We start from the raw sequence: 19,785 nt of genomic DNA on the forward strand, positions 1-19,785 counted from the left end.
GGGGGAGGGGCGTGATGCCCGCTCCCCCGTTCTTGTTCCGCCCATGAAAAAGCCCGGCCGAAGAGGACTTCCATTGGCCGGGCTGCGGTGCAGCGCCGCGCAGGGCGGCGCAGGCAGTGTTGCTTAGGCGACGACGACCGGAATCTTGCCGATCTTCGCCTGCCACTCCTTCGGGCCGGTGTTGTGGACGCTGGTGCCGTTGGCGTCGACCGCGACCGTCACCGGCATGTCCTGCACGGTGAATTCGTAGATCGCCTCCATGCCCAGATCCTCGAAGCCGACGACCTTGGCTTCCTTGATCGCCTTCGACACCAGGTAGGCCGCGCCGCCAACCGCCATCAGGTAGGCCGACTTGTTGTCCTTGATCGCCTCGATGGCGACCGGGCCGCGCTCGGACTTGCCGATCATCGAGATCAGGCCGGTCTTCTCGAGCATCATGCGGGTGAACTTGTCCATGCGGGTGGCAGTGGTTGGGCCCGCCGGGCCGACGACTTCGTCACGCACCGGGTCGACCGGGCCGACGTAGTAAATGACGCGGTTGGTGAAGTCGACCGGCAACTTCTCGCCCTTTTCCAGCATGTCGGCAATGCGCTTGTGCGCGGCGTCGCGACCGGTGAGCATCTTGCCGTTGAGCAGCAGGATCTGGCCTGGCTTCCACGACGCGACTTCTTCCTTTGTCAGCGTGTCGAGGTTCACGCGGGTGGCGACGTTGGTGTCGGCCTTCCAGGTGACCTGCGGCCAGTCCTCCAGCTTGGGCGTCGGCAGCTGGGCCGGGCCGGAGCCGTCGAGGTGGAAGTGCACGTGGCGCGTGGCGGCACAGTTCGGGATCATCGCGACCGGCAGAGAAGCGGCATGCGTCGGGTAGTCCATGATCTTGACGTCGAGCACGGTGGTGAGTCCGCCCAGGCCCTGCGCGCCGATGCCGAGCGCGTTGACCTTGTCCATCAGCTCCAGGCGCAGTTCCTCGACGCGGGTCAGCTTGGCGCCGGAGGCGGCCTTCTCGCGCAACTCGTGGATGTTGACCGGCTCCATCAGCGATTCCTTGGCCAGCAGCATCGCCTTTTCGGGCGTGCCGCCGATGCCGATGCCGAGGATGCCCGGCGGACACCAGCCCGCGCCCATGGTCGGCACGGTCTTGATGACCCAGTCCACGATCGAGTCGGACGGGTTGAGCATGACCATCTTCGACTTGTTCTCGGAGCCGCCGCCCTTGGCCGCACAGATCACTTCGACCTCGTCGCCTTCGACGATTTCATAGTGGACCACCGCGGGGGTGTTGTCCTTGCTGTTCCGGCGCGTTCCGGCCGGATCGAGCAGCACCGAGGCGCGCAACTTGTTGTCCGGGCTGTTGTAGGCGCGGCGCACGCCCTCGTTGATCATCTCCTGGACGCTGCGTTTCGCGTCCCACTGCACATTCATGCCCACCTTGAGGAAGACCACGGCAATGCCCGTGTCCTGGCAGATCGGACGGTGGCCTTCGGCGGCCATGCGCGAGTTGGTCAGGATCTGCGCGATGGCGTCCTTCGCGGCCGGGCTCTCTTCGCGTTCGTAGGCTTCGCCGAGTGCCTGGATGTAATCGAGCGGGTGGTAGTAGCTGATGTACTGGAACGCATCCGCAATCGACTGAATGAGGTCTTCTTCGCGAATAATCGTCATGACGCTTGGTCTCCGGATGACTAGGGGGCAGAATGCCGTAGGTGGATCGCTGGTGGATCAACCTTGGAATTTTAGCACCCCGCTCCGGATCGCGTCGTTCATGGGGCCAATAGCGGGTGTGTAAGTCCTGTGTAAGATACATGTTCTTAAATGCGTGCCATTCGGCGGCAGCCTGGTGATCGGTTGCCGAAACGGATTTCAAGACTGGAACCAACCAGTCGAGGACCCGCAAGGGGTCGGCTTCAACCATTTGATCAGTTGAGGAGAGGTGAGCATGTCCAACGAGCAGCAAGTCCGCATTTACAACCCCTCGGAAGAGATGGTGAAAAACGCCGCGGTTTCCGGCATGGACGGATACCGTGCGCTGTGCAAGGAAGCAGAGGACGACTACGAAGGCTTCTGGGGTCGCCGCGCCAAGGAGCTGATCGACTGGAAGGTGCCCTTCACCCAGGTGCTCGACGAAAGCAACGCACCGTTCTTCAAGTGGTTTGCCGACGGCAAGCTCAACGTCTCGTACAACTGCCTCGACCGCAACGTCAATAACGGCCTCGGCGACAAGGTTGCGCTGATCTTCGAAGGCGACAACGGCGACGTCACCCGCGTCACCTACAAGGATCTGCTCGCTCGCGTCAGCAAGTTCGCCAATGCCCTGCGTGGCATGGGCGTCAAGAAGGGCGACCGCGTCGTCATCTACCTGCCGATGTCGATCGAAGGCGTTGTCGCCATGCAGGCCTGCGCCCGTATCGGAGCGACCCACTCCATCGTGTTCGGCGGCTTCTCGGCTCACGCGCTGCGCGACCGTATCGAGGATGCCGGTGCCGTCGCCCTGATCACCTCCGACGGCCAGCACCGTGGCGGCAAGGCGCTGCCGCTCAAGCCGATCGCCGACGAGGCGCTGTCGCTGGGCGGCTGCGATACGATCAAGAACGTCGTCGTCGTCAAGCGCACGGGCGGCGACTGCAACATGGTTGCCGGCCGCGACGTCTGGTTCCACGAGGCCTGCGCCAGCCAGTCCGAGACCTGCGAGCCGGAATGGGTCGAAGCCGAGCACCCGCTGTTCATCCTCTACACCTCGGGTTCGACCGGCAAGCCGAAGGGCGTCCAGCACTCGTCGGGCGGCTACCTGCTGCAGGCCGTGCTGTCGATGAAGTACACCTTCGACATCAAGCCGAACGACGTCTTCTGGTGCACCGCCGACATCGGCTGGGTCACCGGTCACACCTACATCACCTATGGCCCGCTCGCCTGCGGCGCGACCGAGATCGTGTTCGAAGGCGTGCCGACCTATCCGGATGCCGGCCGTTTCTGGAAGATGATCCAGGACCATAAGGTCAGCATCTTCTACACGGCGCCGACCGCGATCCGCTCGCTGATCAAGGCCGCCGACAATAACCCGGCCGTGCATCCGACCAAGTACGACCTCTCCAGCCTGCGCCTGCTGGGTTCGGTCGGCGAGCCGATCAACCCGGCTGCCTGGGAGTGGTACTACCAGAACGTCGGTGGCAGCCGCTGCCCGATCGTCGACACCTTCTGGCAGACCGAGACCGGCGCCCACATGATCACGCCGATGCCGGGTGCCACGCCGATGGTGCCGGGTTCGTGCACGCTGCCGTTCCCCGGCATTCAGGCGGCAGTGGTCGACGAGACCGGTACCGAAGTGCCCTGGGGCCAGGGCGGCATCCTGGTCGTCAAGAAGCCGTGGCCGTCAATGATCCGCACCATCTGGGGCGATCCGGACCGCTTCGTGAAGTCCTACTATCCGGCGGACTTCCAGGGCAAGCTCTACCTGGCGGGCGACGGCGCGATCCGTGATGTCGAAACCGGTTACTTCACCATCACCGGCCGTATCGACGATGTGCTGAACGTGTCCGGTCACCGCATGGGCACCATGGAAATCGAATCGGCGCTGGTGGCGCACGAGAAGGTTGCCGAGGCTGCCGTTGTTGGCCGTCCTGACGACGTCACCGGCGAAGCCATCGTTGCCTTCGTGGTGCTGAAGGGGCCGCGCCCGACCGGCGAAGAAGCCGCCAAGACCATCAAGGAACTGCAGAACTGGGTGGGCCACGAGATCGGGCCGATCGCCAAGCCGAAGGACATCCGCTTTGGCGAGAACCTGCCGAAGACCCGCTCGGGCAAGATCATGCGCCGTCTGCTGCGCCAGCTTGCCAAGGGTGAGGACGTCACGCAGGACACCTCGACGCTCGAGAACCCGCACATCCTCGAGCAGCTCAAGGGCTGACCGCCTTCGGGCCGGGCTCGCGCCCGGCCCGTAATGATCGACAGGGGAAGGTCCGGCGCAAGGCCGGACGGGAAGAGGAGACAGGCGCGCACAGCGCGCCACCTGTTCGTACGGTGCGCCCAACCTGCCACGCAGAGCAGGGGGCGCATTCGTCTTTTGGTCGGGGCGATCATCATGGGAGGGACATGATGCGCAAGGCACTCGCGGGACAACGCCTGGTCGCGGTGTTCATCGCTGGCGTTCTGCTGCTCAATTTTCCCTTGCTCTCGTTGTTCGACGGGGCTTCGACGCTGTTCGGCTGGCCCTTGCTCCACGTCTATCTGTTCGGCGTGTGGTCTGCGCTGATCGCGGTCGTGGCCTGGATCGTCGAGCGCGGGGTACGCTGAGGGACGTGCGATGGTGCCTGGCTGGTTGATCGTCGGCGTCTCGTTCGCCTACCTGCTGACGCTGTTCGCAATCGCCTATTTCGGCGACCGTCGCGCGGATCAGGGGCGCTCCATCATCGCCAACCCCTGGACCTACGGCCTGTCCCTGGCCGTGTATTGCACCGCGTGGACCTATTTTGGCAGCGTCGGGCGCGCGGCGTCTGGCGGAATCTGGTTCCTGCCGACCTACCTGGGGCCAACCCTGGGGATGGCACTGGCCTGGCTGGTCGTGCTCAAGATGATCCGCATCGCCCGCAGCCACCGCATCACCTCGATCGCGGACTTCATTGCCTCGCGCTATGGCAAGAGTCACCTGCTCGGTGGCCTGGTCACCGTCATCGCGGTGGTCGGCATCGTTCCCTACATCGCGCTTCAGCTCAAGGCCATCTCAAGCGCCTACACACTGCTGATCGAGGATGCGGACACTTTACTGCATCTTGGGGATACCGGCGGCTGGTGGCTGGACAGCACCCTCTACGTCGCCCTGACACTGGCGGCCTTTACCGTCCTGTTCGGCACGCGCCACCTGGATACGACCGAGCGGCATGAGGGTATGGTGGCCGCGATTGCGTTCGAGTCGGTCGTCAAGCTGATGGCTTTCCTTGCCGTGGGTTTTTACGTCACGTACGTTCTCTACGACGGTTTCGCCGACCTCTACGCCCGTGCGCGGGCCGAACCCGGGCTTGCGGCGTTGCTGACGTTCGATGGCAGCGGGCAGAGCGGCTATGGCGGCTGGTTCGCTTACGTCCTGCTGGCGATGCTGTCGGTGATCTTCCTGCCACGCCAGTTCCAGATCGCGGTGGTCGAGAACGTCAACGAACAGCATCTGCGGCGCGCGACCTGGCTGTTTCCGGCCTATCTGTTGGCCATCAACATCTTCGTGATCCCGATTGCGCTAGGGGGCCTGCTGCATTTCGGGCAGGGCACGGTCGACCCCGATACCTTCGTGCTCACCTTGCCGCTCGCCCACGACAATGCCGCATTGGCGCTGTTTGCATTCATCGGCGGTCTCTCGGCGGCGACCGGGATGGTGATCGTCGAGGCCATCGCGCTGTCGACCATGGTCTGCAACGACCTCGTGATGCCGCTGCTCTTGCGCAGCCGCCGTCTTGCGTTGTCCGAGCAGCGCGACCTCACCCGGCTTCTGCTCGGCATCCGCCGTGGCGCCATCGTCGGCGTGCTGTTGCTGGGTTATGTCTATTTCAGGCTGGCGGGCGAGGCCTATGCGCTGGTCAGCATCGGGCTGATCAGCTTTGCGGCCGTGTCGCAGTTTGCCCCCGCCGTGCTGGGCGGCATGTACTGGCGGGGCGGCACCCGGGAGGGCGCTTTCGCCGGGCTGCTGGCAGGTTTCGTCGTGTGGGGCTACACGCTGCTGCTGCCTTCGTTCGCCAAATCGGGCTGGCTCGATCCGCACTTCCTCCAGCATGGACTGTTCGGGTTGAACTGGCTGCGGCCCGAGCAGTTGTTCGGCCTGACCGGACTCGACAACATCAGTCACGCACTCTTCTGGAGCATGCTGGCCAACATTGGCTGCTACGTGTTCGTTTCGCTGCTGCGCGTGCCTACCGGCGTCGAGGCGAGCCAGGCGGCGCTGTTCGTCGATGTCGGTCGTCGTGGCGATACGCGTCCGGCCGGATTCTGGCGTGCGGGGGCCGAGGTGGCCGACCTCGTGCCGCTGGTTGCACGCTTCCTGGGACAGCGTCGGGCGGAGGAGGCTTTCGGCGCATACGCACGCGCGCACGGCCTGGACCGCGTCGATCAGCTCAAGGCCGATCCCGAACTCGCACACTTTGCCGAGTCCCTGCTGGCCGGTGCGATCGGCAGTGCGTCGGCGCGTGTGATGGTGGCAACAGTGGTTCAGGAAGAGCCCCTTGGGCTGGGCGAGGTGATGGACATCCTCGACGAGGCCTCCCAGGTGCGTGCCTACTCGCACCAGCTCGAGGAAAAGTCGCGGGCGCTCGAGGCCGCGACGGCCGAACTGCGGGCCGCCAACGAGAAGCTGAAGGAGCTCGACCGCCTCAAGGACGACTTCATGTCATCAGTCACGCACGAGCTGCGCACGCCGCTGACCTCGATCAGGGCGTTGTCCGAAATGATGAAGGACGATCCCGACATCGATGTCGCCGACCGCCAGCGCTTCCTCGGCATCATCGTGTCCGAGACCGTGCGGCTGACGAGGCTCGTCAACCAGGTGCTGGACATGGCGAAGATCGAGTCGGGTCATGCCGAGTGGCACAACACCGACATCGACATGTGCGAACTGGTGAGCCACGCGGTGGACGCGACACAACAGCTGTTCCGCGACCGCCGGTCGCAGGTCGAGCTCGATCTGCCGGAGCGAGTGCCGCTGCTGCGCGCCGACCACGACCGCCTGCTGCAGGTGATGCTCAACCTGCTGTCGAACGCGGCCAAGTTCGTGCCGGTCGGCAGTGGCCATGTGCTGGTGAGGCTGCGCCGTGAAGGACAGCGGCTGCGGGTCGATGTGTGCGACAACGGGCCCGGGATCGAGCCCGCGCTCGAGCCGGTGATCTTCCAGAAGTTCAGGCAGGGCGGTGATGAGCGCTCGCGCCCGCAGGGCACCGGACTGGGCTTGCCGATCAGCCGGCAGATCGTGGAGCATTTTGGTGGACGGCTGTGGCTGGAATCGGTGCCCGGGGAGGGGGCGACCTTTTCATTCGAGCTGCCGCTGCCGTCGGCTGCAGGCGGCGAATGACATAGAATGGCGCAGGAGGGAGGAGAAGCGCATGAGCAAGAAAATTCTTATAGCAGACGACGAGCAAAACATCGTCATTTCCCTGGAATTCCTCATGAAGCGCGAGGGCTTCGACGTGCTCGTCGCGACCGACGGTGAAGAGGCCGTGGCGCGAATCCGCAAGGACTGTCCTGACCTGGTCCTGCTCGACGTCATGATGCCCAAGAAAAGCGGCTTTGAAGTCTGCCAGGAGATCAAGGCCGATCCGGCGCTGAGTGCGGTCCGCATCCTGATGCTGACCGCGAAGGGGCGGGACACGGAGGTCGCCAAGGGGCTCGCGCTGGGCGCGGACGCCTACATGACCAAGCCCTTCTCGACCAAGGAGCTCGTCGAAAAAGTCCGCAGCCTGCTGGGAGCATGATCATGTCAGCCAAGCTCAGGTTTGCGCTTGCGGTGATCGTGCTGGGCTTGCTGATGACGGGGCCGTTCATCCTTACGGCGCTGATCGTCTGGTTCGAGACGCAGGGAGAGAACCGTCAGCAGCTTGTGGATGTCCTCACTCCGCATCTGGGCGTGGGCACGATGTTGACCGTACTGGGCTTTGCCGCCGGTGTGGGCGTGCTGCGGACCCTGTTCCGGCAGTACGTGCAGGGCCTGTTGCGCATGGCGGAGAACCTGCGCCTGATGCTCGGCGCGAACCGCGGCTTCCGTGTCCAGCCGGACGGCCCGCCCGAGGTGCAGATGCTCGCCGTCGCCGCCAACGAACTCGCGAGCCAGCGCGACGAGATCTTCGGCGACGTAGAGGCCCAGATCGCCCGGGCCAAGGATTCGGTCGAGCAGGAAAAGAACCGCCTGGCGGCCCTGATGTCCGAGCTGACCCAGAGCGTCGTGGTCTGCAACCTCGACGGCCGCATCCTGCTCTACAACAACCGTGCGCGGATGCAGTTTCGCGCGCTGTCCGATGCGCCGGGCGTGGCGGGTGGCGGCGAGCTGATCGGCCTCGGGCGCTCGATCTATGCCGTGTTCGAGCGCAACCTCATTGCACACGCACTGGAAACCATCCAGCAGCGCCTCAAGCGTGGCGTAGCCCAGCCACAGGCCAATTTCGTGACGACCACGCGCGCCGGCCAGCTGCTGCGCGTACAGATGGCGCCGGTGCTGTCGGTCGCCCGCAGCGACGCCAAGGCCGAGGCCGAGCCCGAGGGCGGGGAGGGCGCGCCGGAGCGGACGCAGACGGGCTTCATCCTGATGCTCGACAACATCACCCGCAACTTCGAGACCGAGTCGCGCCGCGACCAGATGCTGCACAACCTCACGGAAGGCAATCGCGCCTCGCTGGCAAACGTGCGGGCGGCGGCGGAGATGCTCGAATACGGCGACTTGCCCGACGAGATGCGTGACCGCTTCCGCAGCGTCATCCGCGACGAGGTTCAGGCGATGAGCCAGCGCCTGAACGACACCGCCAACGAGTTCGCCGATTCGCTGAAGGTGCGCTGGCCGCTCGAGGAGATGCTGGGTGCCGACCTCATCGCTGCTGTGCAGCGTCGCATCGAGGAACGCATTGGCTTGCCGAGCAAGCTCGAGGAGGTGGATGAGCGTCTGTGGGTGAAGGTCGACAGCTTCTCGCTGATGCAGGCCCTGACCTACCTGGCCAACCGCCTGTCCGACGAGTTCGAAGTGCGCGAGGTGCGTTTCCGCCTGAGCGCGGCGGGACGACTGGTCCACCTCGATCTTATCTGGTCCGGTCAGGCAATGAGCACCGAGACGGTCATGAGCTGGGAACTCGAGCCGATGAAGATCGATGACGAGAGCAGCCCGCTGACGGTGCGCGACGTGATCGACCGCCATGACGGCGAGATGTGGCTGGAGCGCGAGAAGGTGCGCCATCGCGCCTTCTTCCGCATACTGCTGCCGGCGGCCGTGCCGCAGGAACAGTCGGAGGCCGAACTCTTCCTGCGTGGCGAGAGCCGGCCGGAGTACTACGACTTCGACCTGTTCGCGTGGTCGGAAAAGTCGCATGGCATCGAGGACCGCCCGCTCACGGAACTGGCGTTCACCGTGTTCGACACCGAAACGACGGGCCTCAACCCGTCGCAGGGCGATGAAATCATCCAGATCGGCGCAACGCGGGTGCTCAACGGCAAGCTCTTGCGCAACGAGTCCTTCGAGCAGCTGATCGACCCATGCCGCCCGCTCGCCGCCGAGTCGGCGAAGATCCACGGCATCACGGCCGAGATGTTGCGCGGACAGCCCACCATCGAGTCGGTTCTGCCGGCTTTCCACGCGTTTGCCGCAGATACCGTGCTGATCGCGCACAACGCCGCGTTCGACATGCGATTCCTGCAGTTGAAGGAGGAGCAGACCGGGCTGCGCTTCGACCAACCGGTCATCGACACCTTGCTGCTGTCGGCTGTGGTGCATCCGAACCAGGAGTCGCATCGCCTCGAGGCCATTGCCGAGCGGCTCGGCCTGACCATCGTCGGCCGCCACACGGCGCTGGGCGACGCGATCGTCACCGCGGAGGTTTTCCTCAAGCTCTTGCCGCTGCTGGCCGAGAAGGGCATTCGCACCCTGCGTGAGGCGCGCGAGGCGGCGGAGAAGACCTACTACGCCCGGATCAAGTATTGATGTCGTTCAGCGCAGTGCGGCGAAGTCGAAGCGGGGACGGCGCATGAGCGGTCCGTCCTCCTTCGCGCGCCGCCTGCGGCGCTACTACGTCTGGTACACCGGCACCTTCCTGCTGTTCGTGGTTGGCCTGGCGATCGGCGAGTACCTTGGCCTGTCGCCGCACCTGATCGGCCACGTATTTCTGTTCGTCACCATCGCCATCTACGCCGGTATCGGGGTGATGAGCCGCACCTCGGACGTGTCCGAGTACTACGTCGCGGGGCGTCGTGTGCCGGCCATGTTCAACGGCATGGCGACCGCGGCGGACTGGATGAGCGCGGCCTCGTTCATCGGCCTGGCGGGTACGCTGTATTTCTCGGGCTTCGAAGGGCTGGCCTTCGTTACTGGCTGGACCGGCGGCTTCGTGCTGGTGGCCTTGCTGCTTGCGCCTTACCTGCGCAAGTTCGGGCAATACACGATTCCGGATTTCCTGGGTGCGCGCTACGAGGGCAATGTGGCTCGCCTGGTCGGACTGGGGGCGACGATCCTCGCGAGCTTCGTCTATCTCGTCGCGCAGATCTACGGCGTGGGTCTCGTGACCAGCCGTTTCGTCAGCGTCGAGTTCGAGATCGGCCTGTTCGTCGGGCTAGCGGGCATCCTGGTGTGCTCCTTCCTCGGCGGCATGCGCGCCGTGACCTGGACCCAGGTGGCGCAGTACGTGATCCTGATCATCGCCTACCTGGTGCCGGTGGTGATCCTGTCCTACAAGCTCACTGGCATCCCGATTCCGCAGGCAGTCTATGGCACCGTGCTCCAGCAGATCACCGAGCGGGAGCAGCACCTGTTCGAGGCGCCTGACGAGATCGAAGTTCGCTCCTTGTACCGTCTTCGCGCCGACGGCTACGCCGCCAAGATTGACGCGCTGCCCGACTCGCTCGAGGTCGAGCGACGTGCCTTGATCGATCGCCTCAATGCGCTGAGGCTCGGAAACGCGTCCGCGCGCGACATCGCCCTCACCGAACGCACGCTGCGCGACCTGCCGCGCACGGCTGACGAGGCACGTGTGCAGTGGGAGAAGGCGCGGATCGATGCTCTCGAGCGCGCACGACCACCGCCGCGCCACGCGCAGGCGCATCCGGGCGCCACGCCTGCCGAATCGACGGTGGCGCGCAACAACTTCCTGGCGCTGATGTTCGTGCTGATGGTCGGCACGGCCGCGCTGCCGCACATCCTGATGCGCTACTACACCACGCCCGGCGTCACCGACGCGCGCAAGTCGGTGCTGTGGTCGCTGTTCTTCATCTTCCTGCTCTACGTCACGGCGCCGGCCTATGCGGTGTTTGCCAAGTGGGAGGTGTATCACAACGTCGTCGGATCGAGCCTCAGCATCCTGCCCGACTGGGTGGCGTCATGGGGCAAGGTGGGGCTGGTGCGCATCGAGGACCTTAACGCCGACGGCATCCTGCAGTTGGCCGAACTGCGCCTGAATACCGACGTGATCGTGCTGGCCACGCCCGAGATCGCCGGCTTGCCCTATGTGGTGTCCGGGCTGGTGGCGGCCGGCGGCCTCGCCGCAGCGCTGTCCACGGCCGACGGCCTGCTGTTGACGATCTCGAACGCGCTGTCACACGACCTGTACTACAAGGTGATCAACCCAGCGGCGACGACGCACCGCCGGCTCGTGATCTCGAAATCGCAGTTGCTGGTCGTGGCCATGGTGGCGGCGTGGGTGGCCTCGCTGCGCCCGGACAACATCCTGTTCATGGTGGGGCTGGCGTTCTCGATCGGGGCGTCGGCCTTCTTCCCTGCGCTCGTGCTCGGCATCTTCTGGAAACGCGCGAACCGTCCGGGTGCGGTGGCCGGCATGGTGGTGGGGCTGGCCGTCACCCTGTACTACGTCGTTCGCACGCACAGCTTCTTCGGCGGTTCGATGAGTCACGCCTGGTTCGACATCAACCCGATCTCCGCGGGGGTGTTCGGCGTGCCGCTCGGTTTCGTGACGATTGTCCTGGTCAGCCTGGTGACGCGGCCACCCCCGCAGGAAATCCAGGACCTGGTCGATTACGTGCGCTATCCGCAACTGCCCCCGGATCACGGCCGCTCGCCCGGCAGCTGAGAAAGCGCATGGGGGCAGGGCGCTCGACAACCGGGCTCATGGCCGCGGCGGACGGAGACTCAGGCTTGAGCGGCGGCAAGCCAGTCGAGCAAGGCCGCCTCTTCGAGTGCCTTCGCGTACAGCCAGCCCTGTCCTTCGTCGCAGCCCAGGGCCAGCAGGGCATCGCGCTGGGCCTCGGTCTCGATGCCTTCGGCCGTGACCTGCATGCGCTGGGTATGACCAAGACTGATCACCATCCGCGCGATGCTGTCGTCCTGAAGCATTTCGTTGACGAAACTGCGGTCGATCTTGAGCCGTTGCGCGTCGAGGTGGCGCAGCACGCTGAGCGACGAGAAGCCGGTGCCGAAGTCGTCGATCGCCACGCGAACGCCCAGCGTCTGCAGCTCAGCGAGCAGTCGGCGGACCAGGTCGAGATCGTCGGCGGCCATGGATTCGGTGATCTCCAACTCCACCTGCGACCCCGGTATGCCTGCATCGTCCAGGCTGGTCTTGAGTATCGTCATGAAATCCGGGTCGCGCAGTTGGGCGTGCGACACGTTGATCGCCATGCCGAGCGTGTCGTGACCGGCATCCCGGAGCCGGCGTAGCTGCTGGCAGGCGCTGCGCATCACGAAGGCGCCCAGCGCGGTCATCAGCCCCGACTGTTCGGCGAGCGGAATGAAGCGGTCGGGCGGAATGAGCTCGCCGCTCGCGGTGCGCCAGCGCAGCAACGCCTCGACCCCGCTCGGACGTCCATCCTCCAGCCGCACCTTGGGCTGGTACACCACGAAGAAGTGATTGTGGGCGTCGAAGGCCTCGCGCAGGTCGCGCAGCAAATGCATGCGTTCGCGGGCGTCCTGCCCGAGCGCTGCGGAGAAATAGACTGCCGTGCCGCGGTGATGCAGCTTGGCCTGCTTGAGTGCGACATGGGCATCCTTCAGCAACTCGGGACCGTAGCAATCACGCGTACCCAACTGCACCAGCCCGATCGTCGCCGATAGTCGCACGCGCTGTCCCGCGACCTCGAATGCCTCGCCGAAAAGGTGCTGCAGCGTGTCGGGCTTGACCGTGCCGGAATGGCCGAGCACGGCGAAAAGGTCGCTGCCGAGCCGCGCCAGATGGCATTCGGGCAGGGCAGCGTGCGCACGGGCGACGATGGCCTTGAGCGCTGCGTCGCCGAACTCATGCCCGAGCGCGTCGTTGATCGCCGAGAAGTCGTCGATGTCGAGCAGGGCGAGCGTCGAGTTGGCGGGCTCGAGTTCGGGGGCGGCAAGGAGCTCGAGCAGGCGGTTGAGGTTGGGGATGCGAAGCAAGGGATCGAGATAGGCCTGGTCGATGAGACGGTCGTAAAGCAGCACGTTCTCGAAACCGACCGCCATGCTCGAGCAGAACACCTCGAGCAGGTGGCGGTCGCCTTCCCGCAGGGGATGGGACAGCTCGACATATGCGGCGAGGCCGCGTCCCGCCGAGGTGGGAAAGTAGATCGCCAGCGCGGGCGCGAACAGGCTGCACTGCTCGTTCAGGCAACGCATGAGGGTGTCGCGGATCGTCTCTGTGTCGAGCGCGGCCAGCGGCTGCAGCACGTACTGGCTGAAACGCCCGGCGGCAGCAATGACGCGCGCGGGTTCGCCGACGCTCGCCAGGCCGCCCTGGGCGCAGACAAGCCCTTCGGTCCGCACGCCCAGCAGCGCGCACAACTGATTCACGACGCCTTCGGCAAAGCGCTGCATGCCGTGCAGCTTGGTCAGTTCGGTGCTGGCACGGACGATGCCTTCGAGGCCCTGACGCATGCGCTCGTGGGTCCGCATCTGGCGATACACGCGAATCGACGCGGTGAGGCTGGTGAATAGCCGCACACGGGTCAGCTCGGACTTGGTCTTGTAGTCGTTGATGTCGTAGTTGCGAACGGTCTCGAGTTCGGGTGCATAGCCCGGCTGGCCGGTGCGCAGGATGACGCGCAGCGCGCTGCGCTTGAGCGCTTCGCGCACTTCGCGCACGACCTTCAGGCCGGCGTTGTCGGACTCCATCACCACGTCGAGCAGCATCACGGCCAGATCCTCGTGCTGGGCAACCTGCTGCAAGGCCGCCTCGCCGGAGTGCGCGTGCAGTAACTGCACGGGGCGGTCCTCGACGAGCATCCCGCGCAATGCGAGCTCGGTGGCGCGATGGACGTCCTCGTCGTCGTCGACGATCAGCACTTTCCAAGGGTCTGGAGCTTCGGTCCCGGTTGGCGACGGGGCGATGTCCTCGTCGATCGCGATCAGCTCGTCGTCGGCACTGAAGGTCGGTTCATCGCGTTGCATGCGTAGCCTCCGGGCGTATGCCCAGCTTCGGGTTCAGGGATGCTGCGGCAGGTCGCCGTCGCCGGGTGCGGCGCGGGGCGGAGGAGCACTCAACGGTAGCTCGATGATGGCGTGGCTGCCCGTTCCGGGCTCGCTTTCGATGCGCACGCTGCCGCCCAGCAGTTCCGTGACCAGCGTATAGACGATGTGCAAGCCCAGTCCGGACCCGCCGCGCCCCAGCTTGGTCGTGAAAAACGGGTCGAAGATGCGCGGGAGCTTGTCGGGATCGATGCCGCAGCCGTCGTCGCTGATCTGGATGCGCACACGATCGCCGGGCAGGGCCGTGCCCGAAATACGGACCGTGCCGCCAGGACGGCCATCGAACGCGTGCACGACGGCGTTATTGACGATGTTCATCAGCACCTGCGACAGCGGGCCGGGGTAGCTGTCCATGCGCAGGTCGGGCGGGATGTCCTCGACCAGGGTGACACCGGCGCGCCGGAGCGTCGGATTCAGGGTCATGCGCAACTCGTGCAGGGTCTCGGCGATGCCGAAGCTGCGTCGCTGGTAACTCGACTGATCGACCGCCACCTGCTTGAAGCTGGTGATCAGCTCCGCGGCACGGCGCAGGTTGTGCTCGATCATGTCGCTCGCTTCGCGCAGCTCGCCCAGGAAGCTGTCCAGCACCGAGCGCCGCAGTCCTTCCGACACGGCGGTTTCGAAGCGCTTGCGCAGGTCGCCGAGCGTGCTGGCCACCATCACCGCGTTGCCGATCGGGGTGTTGAGCTCATGCGCCACGCCGGCGACCAGTGCGCCCAGACCAGCGAGTTTCTCCGAACGCACCAGTTCGTGCTGCGTCAGCCGCAGGTCTTCGATGGCCTGCTCGAGATCGCGCGTGCGCTCCAGCTCCCTCGTCTCCAGGCTCTGGTTGAGTGCCTGCAGCTGGGCGCGCGCCTCGCGCTGGGCGGTGACGTCGATATAGCTGGTCAGGACCTCGTTGCCGATCAGGGCGCCGCCAATCAGTACGTGCCGCTGCTGCCCGTCCTTGCAGGTGACGAGGTACTCGGCCGACTCGAGTTCACCATCGTTTTCAGTGATCCGGGCCGTAGCCTGAGCCCACTTCGCGCGCACGGCGTCGCGGTACGCGGGGTCGGGGTAGGCCTGCTTCCACCACGCCTCGGTGTCGGGGATGTCGTCGAGGGTATAGCCGAACAACTGGGTCCAATGACGGTTGATCGCGAAGACCTTGCCTTCGGCCTCGGTGAGCGCAAGCCCGACGGGTGCCAGACGGAACAGCTTGCGAAAGCGCTGCTCGCTGTCCTGCAGCGCGCGCGCCGCTTGTTGTTCTTCGGTTACGTCGCGCACCACCGTCACGTAGCGCCGCCCGCGTTCGCCATGGTCGGTGCCAAGGTCGATCGCGGGGTTCAGTACGACGTCGGCCATGAAAGTGCTGCCATCGCCGCGACGGTGGCGCCACAGGAAATGTTCGGTGCTGCCCGCGAGTGCGCGCTCCATCAGTCGGACAGCAGCCGAATACGACGATTCGCCATCGTCCTGGTATTCGGGGGACAGCTCTGCCGGATGGCTGCCGATCAGCCGCTCGCGCGGCATGCCGTAGAGCCGGGTCGCGGCGGTGTTGCAGGCGATCACGCGATGGTCCTCTATGATCATGATCGCATCCGCCGAGCTCTCGACCATCTCCTGGAACAGACGCAGCGTGCGCTCGGCCTGCCGGCGGGCGGATTCCAGCTCACGCTGTTCGGTGACATCCTCGTAGCTGACCACCATCAGCGTCGTGTCGTCGGCGAACATCTTGCGTGCGGAGACGATGACCGTGCGCAGGCTCCCATCGGCGCTGCGCAGTGTCGTTTCGGTCTTGCTGATGCCGTCGGCCCCGACCGCCTGCAGGAAATCCGCGCGGAACGCCATGTCCGGCCACAGGCCGAAAGCATCGCCCGTCCTGCCTTGCACCGCGTCGGGCTGATAGCCGAAGCATTCGAACCACGATTGATTCCAGAACGAGGCCAGCAGCCTGCCGTCGCCGTCGAGCGGTGAGTACGACATCGGCAGCGGCGCGTAGTCGAACAGACTGACGAAGGTCTGAAGCTTGTCCATCGAGTGTCCGGTGTGAGGGTTGGCGCCGGCCCGTCAACATGGGCCGAACCATTGGTCGCATCATATCGTCGCTGTTCTGTCGAAAGTGTGCACTAGTGGCGTTTTTGCATGCTTCGCGCGCGGCGCGCGCTGCGTCGACAGGGTTGTATGATCGACGCCATCGCGGGTGGCCTCGCCTGCGGAGGAGGCGGCCACCGAACAGTCACGCATGCAGGAGGACGAGGAATGATCAAGGTCATCGTGAGCGGTCACAGTCGGGGTCTCGGCGAGGCGGTTGCCGAGGCATTGCTGGCACGCGGCGCCAGCGTGCTCGGGATCGCCCGCAACGGCAACGAACGGCTCGCCGCACGCTTCCCGGACCGCTTTGCTCAAGTGACACTCGACCTGGCCGACGCGGCGGCGATTCAGCGTTGGCTTCAGACGGGCGCAGTCGGCGCCTGGCTTTCGGGGGCGGAGCAGGCGCTGCTGATCAACAACGCCGGCACGATCGCGCCGATGGGGCCACCCGCACTGCAGGACCCAGGCGAAGTGGCGCGCGCATTGACGCTGAACGTGACCGCCCCCCTCATGCTCGCGGCGGCCTTCGCTGCCGCTGGAGCCGGGGTTGCGGACCGCCGCATCCTGCATGTGTCGAGTGGCGCGGCGCGCAAGCCCTATTCGGGCTGGAGCATCTACTGCGCCAGCAAGGCGGCGCTGGACCATCATGCCCGTTCGGTGGCGGAGGACAAGGTTGCGGGGCTGCGCATCTGCAGCCTTGCGCCAGGCGTGCTCGATACCGAGATGCAGGCCGCAATCCGTGCGACCAGCCTCGAGCGTTTTCCGCTGCGTGACCGCTTTGCCGAGATGCAGCGGGCCGGCGGACTCGTCGCACCGGAAGATTGCGCACGGCGCCTGACCGACTACCTGCTCGGAGATGTGTTCGGCTCGGCGCCGACCGCCGACCTGCGCGACCTGCCGGGCTGAAGCCGCGAAGCACCCGTTGGAGGTCGGGGCGACCTGGCCTCTTGAAGCGGCGCGAATGCGCCCCACATAAGGTGCAGTTCAACGAATCCCGAGGATGCCCACGATGCGCTTCGACAAGCTCACCACCAAGTTCCAGCAAGCCCTGGCCGATGCGCAGAGCATCGCCGTGGGCAACGACCAGCAGTTCATCGAGCCGCTGCACGTGCTGCAGGCGCTGCTCGATCAGGATGACGGCGGCAGCGTCTCGCTGCTGCAGCGCGCCGGCGTCAATGTGCCGCCGCTCAAGGCCGCCGTCGCGAAAGCCATTGGCCGCCTGCCGAAGGTCGAAGGCCACGGCGGCGAGGTCAGCATTGGCCGCGACCTCAACAGCCTGCTCAATGTGACCGACCGTGAATCGCAGAAGCGCGGCGACCAGTTCATCGCCAGCGAGATGTTCCTGCTCGCGCTCGCCGACGACAAGGGCGAGGCCGGCCGGCTGCTGAAGGAGAACGGTCTGGCACGCAAGGCGCTGGAGGCTGCGATCGAGGCGGTGCGGGGCGGTGCCAGCGTCGGCAGCCAGGACGCCGAGGGCCAGCGCGAATCGCTGAAGAAGTACTGCATGGACCTCACCGAGCGCGCCCGCAGCGGCAAGCTCGACCCGGTGATCGGCCGCGACGACGAGATCCGCCGCGCGATCCAGATCCTGCAGCGCCGTACCAAGAACAACCCGGTGCTGATCGGCGAGCCCGGCGTGGGCAAGACTGCCATCGTCGAGGGCCTGGCGCAGCGCATCGTCAATGACGAGGTGCCCGAGACCCTGAAGGGCAAGAAGGTGCTGTCGCTCGACATGGCCGCGCTGCTGGCCGGCGCCAAGTACCGCGGCGAGTTCGAGGAGCGCCTGAAGGCGGTGCTGAAGGAGATCGCGCAGGACGAGGGGCGCATCATCCTCTTCATCGACGAGATCCACACCATGGTCGGCGCGGGCAAGGCCGAAGGCGCGATGGACGCGGGCAACATGCTCAAGCCCGCGCTTGCCCGCGGCGAGCTGCACTGCATCGGCGCGACCACGCTGGACGAGTACCGCAAGTACATCGAGAAGGATGCCGCGCTCGAGCGCCGCTTCCAGAAGGTGCTGGTCGACGAGCCGACCGTGGAGGCGACCATCGCCATCCTGCGTGGTCTGCAGGAGAAGTACGAGATCCACCACGGCGTCGACATCACCGACCCGGCGATCGTTGCCGCAGCCGAGCTGTCGCACCGCTACATCACCGACCGCTTCCTGCCCGACAAGGCGATCGACCTGATCGACGAGGCTGCCGCGCGCATCAAGATGGAGATCGACTCCAAGCCCGAGGTCATGGACAAGCTCGACCGTCGCATGATCCAGCTCAAGATCGAGCGCGAGGCGGTGAAGAAGGAGAAGGACGAGGCTTCGCTGAAGCGCCTGCAGCTGATCGAGGACGAGCTTGCCAAGCTGCAGCGCGAGTACAACGACCTCGAGGAAATCTGGAAGGCGGAGAAGGCCAAGGTCGCGGGCTCAGCCCACATCAAGGAAGAGATCGACGCGCTGCGCGCGCAGATGGCCGAGTACCAGCGCAAGGGGCAGCTCGACAAGGTGGCCGAGCTGCAGTACGGCAAGCTGCCGCAACTCGAAGGCCAGCTGAAGATGGCTGAGCAGGCGGGCGAGAACGCCGCGCCCAACAAGCTGCTGCGCACCCAGGTCGGCGCCGAGGAAATCGCCGAGGTGGTGTCGCGCGCCACCGGCATTCCGGTCAGCAAGATGATGCAGGGCGAGCGCGAGAAGCTGTTGAAGATGGAGGACAAGCTGCACGAGCGCGTGGTCGGCCAGGACGAGGCCGTGCGCCTGGTGGCCGATGCCATCCGGCGTTCGCGCGCCGGCCTTTCGGACGAGAACCGGCCCTACGGCTCCTTCCTCTTCCTCGGTCCCACTGGCGTGGGCAAGACCGAACTGTGCAAGACGCTGGCGAGCTTCCTGTTCGACTCCGAGGAGCACCTTATCCGCATCGACATGAGCGAGTTCATGGAGAAGCACTCGGTCGCCCGCCTCATCGGCGCCCCTCCGGGCTACGTCGGTTACGAGGAGGGCGGCTACCTTACCGAGCAGGTGCGGCGCAAGCCCTACAGCGTGATTCTGTTCGACGAGGTCGAGAAGGCGCACCCGGACGTGTTCAATGTGCTGCTGCAGGTGCTCGACGACGGCCGCATGACAGACGGCCAGGGTCGTACGGTGGACTTCAAGAACACCGTGATCGTGATGACCTCCAACCTGGGCAGCCAGATGATCCAGGCCATGGCCGGCGACGACTATGGCGTGATCAAGCTGGCGGTGATGGCCGAGGTCAAGACCTACTTCCGTCCGGAGTTCATCAATCGGATCGACGAGGTCGTGGTGTTCCACGCGCTCGACGAGAAGCACATCGCCGGGATCGCGAAGATCCAGCTTCAGTACCTCGAGAAGCGTCTGGCGCGGCTGGAGATGGGACTCGACGTTACCGATGCGGCGCTGGCCGAGCTGGCGACTGCCGGTTTCGACCCGGTGTTCGGCGCTCGCCCCCTCAAGCGCGCGATCCAGGAACACATCGAGAATCCGCTCGCCAAGGCGATCCTCGAAGGCCAGTTCGCAGCCAAGGACCGGGTGCGCGTGGATGCGCGCGATGGCAAGCTGGTATTCGAGCGTGCCTGATTGCGGGTAGCTACCGGGCCGGCCCTTG

The 19,785-nt window shown here is 65.4% G+C and carries 11 protein-coding genes; 8 read left to right on the forward strand and 3 right to left on the reverse strand.

Annotated features, from left to right (window positions below):
- Nucleotides 1–123: 123 nt before the first annotated feature.
- A complete protein-coding gene (locus tag CGK74_RS06530) occupies nucleotides 124–1,656 on the reverse strand; it encodes a fumarate hydratase (protein WP_094267691.1) in 1,533 nt (510 codons plus the stop codon).
- 274 nt (nucleotides 1,657–1,930) lie between these two features.
- Here CGK74_RS06530 and acs point away from each other — a divergent pair, with 274 nt between their 5' ends.
- The 6 genes from acs (at nucleotide 1,931) to CGK74_RS06560 (ending at nucleotide 11,735) form a co-directional block, all read left to right on the forward strand.
- Nucleotides 1,931–3,895, forward strand: a complete 1,965-nt coding sequence (gene acs / locus CGK74_RS06535; RefSeq protein WP_094267692.1) for an acetate--CoA ligase — start codon at nucleotides 1,931–1,933, stop codon at nucleotides 3,893–3,895.
- Nucleotides 3,896–4,083: 188 nt separating this feature from the next.
- On the forward strand, nucleotides 4,084–4,281 hold the full coding sequence (locus CGK74_RS06540) for a hypothetical protein (RefSeq protein ID WP_206186210.1): 198 nt from the start codon (nucleotides 4,084–4,086) through the stop codon (nucleotides 4,279–4,281).
- Nucleotides 4,282–4,291: 10 nt separating this feature from the next.
- Nucleotides 4,292–7,033 carry a sensor histidine kinase gene (locus CGK74_RS06545; RefSeq protein ID WP_094267694.1) on the forward strand — a complete coding sequence of 914 codons (2,742 nt, stop codon included), beginning with the start codon at nucleotides 4,292–4,294 and terminating at the stop codon, nucleotides 7,031–7,033.
- Nucleotides 7,034–7,064: 31 nt separating this feature from the next.
- The gene (locus CGK74_RS06550) at nucleotides 7,065–7,433 is read left to right on the forward strand and encodes a response regulator transcription factor (RefSeq protein ID WP_094267695.1); all 369 of its coding nucleotides are present in this window, start codon (nucleotides 7,065–7,067) and stop codon (nucleotides 7,431–7,433) included.
- 2 nt (nucleotides 7,434–7,435) lie between these two features.
- Nucleotides 7,436–9,640 carry an exonuclease domain-containing protein gene (locus CGK74_RS06555; protein WP_094267957.1) on the forward strand — a complete coding sequence of 735 codons (2,205 nt, stop codon included), beginning with the start codon at nucleotides 7,436–7,438 and terminating at the stop codon, nucleotides 9,638–9,640.
- A gap of 43 nt (nucleotides 9,641–9,683) precedes the next feature.
- Nucleotides 9,684–11,735 carry a sodium:solute symporter family protein gene (locus tag CGK74_RS06560; protein ID WP_094267696.1) on the forward strand — a complete coding sequence of 684 codons (2,052 nt, stop codon included), beginning with the start codon at nucleotides 9,684–9,686 and terminating at the stop codon, nucleotides 11,733–11,735.
- 59 nt (nucleotides 11,736–11,794) lie between these two features.
- On the opposite strand, the gene CGK74_RS06565 is transcribed toward CGK74_RS06560, so the two are convergent.
- On the reverse strand, nucleotides 11,795–14,017 hold the full coding sequence (locus CGK74_RS06565) for a putative bifunctional diguanylate cyclase/phosphodiesterase (protein ID WP_094267697.1): 2,223 nt from the start codon (nucleotides 14,015–14,017) through the stop codon (nucleotides 11,795–11,797).
- A 33-nt stretch (nucleotides 14,018–14,050) separates the two neighbouring features.
- Nucleotides 14,051–16,111, reverse strand: a complete 2,061-nt coding sequence (locus CGK74_RS06570) for a PAS domain-containing sensor histidine kinase (RefSeq protein WP_094267698.1) — start codon at nucleotides 16,109–16,111, stop codon at nucleotides 14,051–14,053.
- Nucleotides 16,112–16,336: 225 nt separating this feature from the next.
- On the opposite strand from CGK74_RS06570, the gene CGK74_RS06575 reads away from it, so the two are divergent.
- Both CGK74_RS06575 and clpB read left to right on the forward strand, forming a co-directional pair.
- Nucleotides 16,337–17,074 (forward strand): SDR family oxidoreductase, encoded by a 738-nt coding sequence (locus CGK74_RS06575; protein ID WP_094267699.1) that lies wholly within the window; start codon nucleotides 16,337–16,339, stop codon nucleotides 17,072–17,074.
- Between the two features lie 103 nt (nucleotides 17,075–17,177).
- Nucleotides 17,178–19,757, forward strand: a complete 2,580-nt coding sequence (clpB, locus tag CGK74_RS06580) for an ATP-dependent chaperone ClpB (RefSeq protein WP_094267958.1) — start codon at nucleotides 17,178–17,180, stop codon at nucleotides 19,755–19,757.
- The last annotated feature ends 28 nt before the right edge of the window (nucleotides 19,758–19,785 follow it).

Origin of the sequence: Thauera propionica (genome assembly GCF_002245655.1) — a bacterium.
Taxonomy (GTDB): Bacteria; Pseudomonadota; Gammaproteobacteria; order Burkholderiales; family Rhodocyclaceae; genus Thauera; species Thauera propionica.

Coding starts and splice junctions, on each gene's coding strand:
- clpB (WP_094267958.1), top strand. CDS start 17,178: ATGCGCTTCGACAAGCTCACCACCAAGTTCCAGCAAGCCCTGGCCGAT.
- CGK74_RS06550 (WP_094267695.1), top strand. CDS start 7,065: ATGAGCAAGAAAATTCTTATAGCAGACGACGAGCAAAACATCGTCATT.
- acs (WP_094267692.1), top strand. CDS start 1,931: ATGTCCAACGAGCAGCAAGTCCGCATTTACAACCCCTCGGAAGAGATG.
- CGK74_RS06530 (WP_094267691.1), bottom strand. CDS start 1,656: ATGACGATTATTCGCGAAGAAGACCTCATTCAGTCGATTGCGGATGCG.
- CGK74_RS06560 (WP_094267696.1), top strand. CDS start 9,684: ATGAGCGGTCCGTCCTCCTTCGCGCGCCGCCTGCGGCGCTACTACGTC.
- CGK74_RS06555 (WP_094267957.1), top strand. CDS start 7,436: ATGTCAGCCAAGCTCAGGTTTGCGCTTGCGGTGATCGTGCTGGGCTTG.
- CGK74_RS06545 (WP_094267694.1), top strand. CDS start 4,292: ATGGTGCCTGGCTGGTTGATCGTCGGCGTCTCGTTCGCCTACCTGCTG.
- CGK74_RS06570 (WP_094267698.1), bottom strand. CDS start 16,111: ATGGACAAGCTTCAGACCTTCGTCAGTCTGTTCGACTACGCGCCGCTG.
- CGK74_RS06540 (WP_206186210.1), top strand. CDS start 4,084: ATGCGCAAGGCACTCGCGGGACAACGCCTGGTCGCGGTGTTCATCGCT.
- CGK74_RS06575 (WP_094267699.1), top strand. CDS start 16,337: ATGATCAAGGTCATCGTGAGCGGTCACAGTCGGGGTCTCGGCGAGGCG.
- CGK74_RS06565 (WP_094267697.1), bottom strand. CDS start 14,017: ATGCAACGCGATGAACCGACCTTCAGTGCCGACGACGAGCTGATCGCG.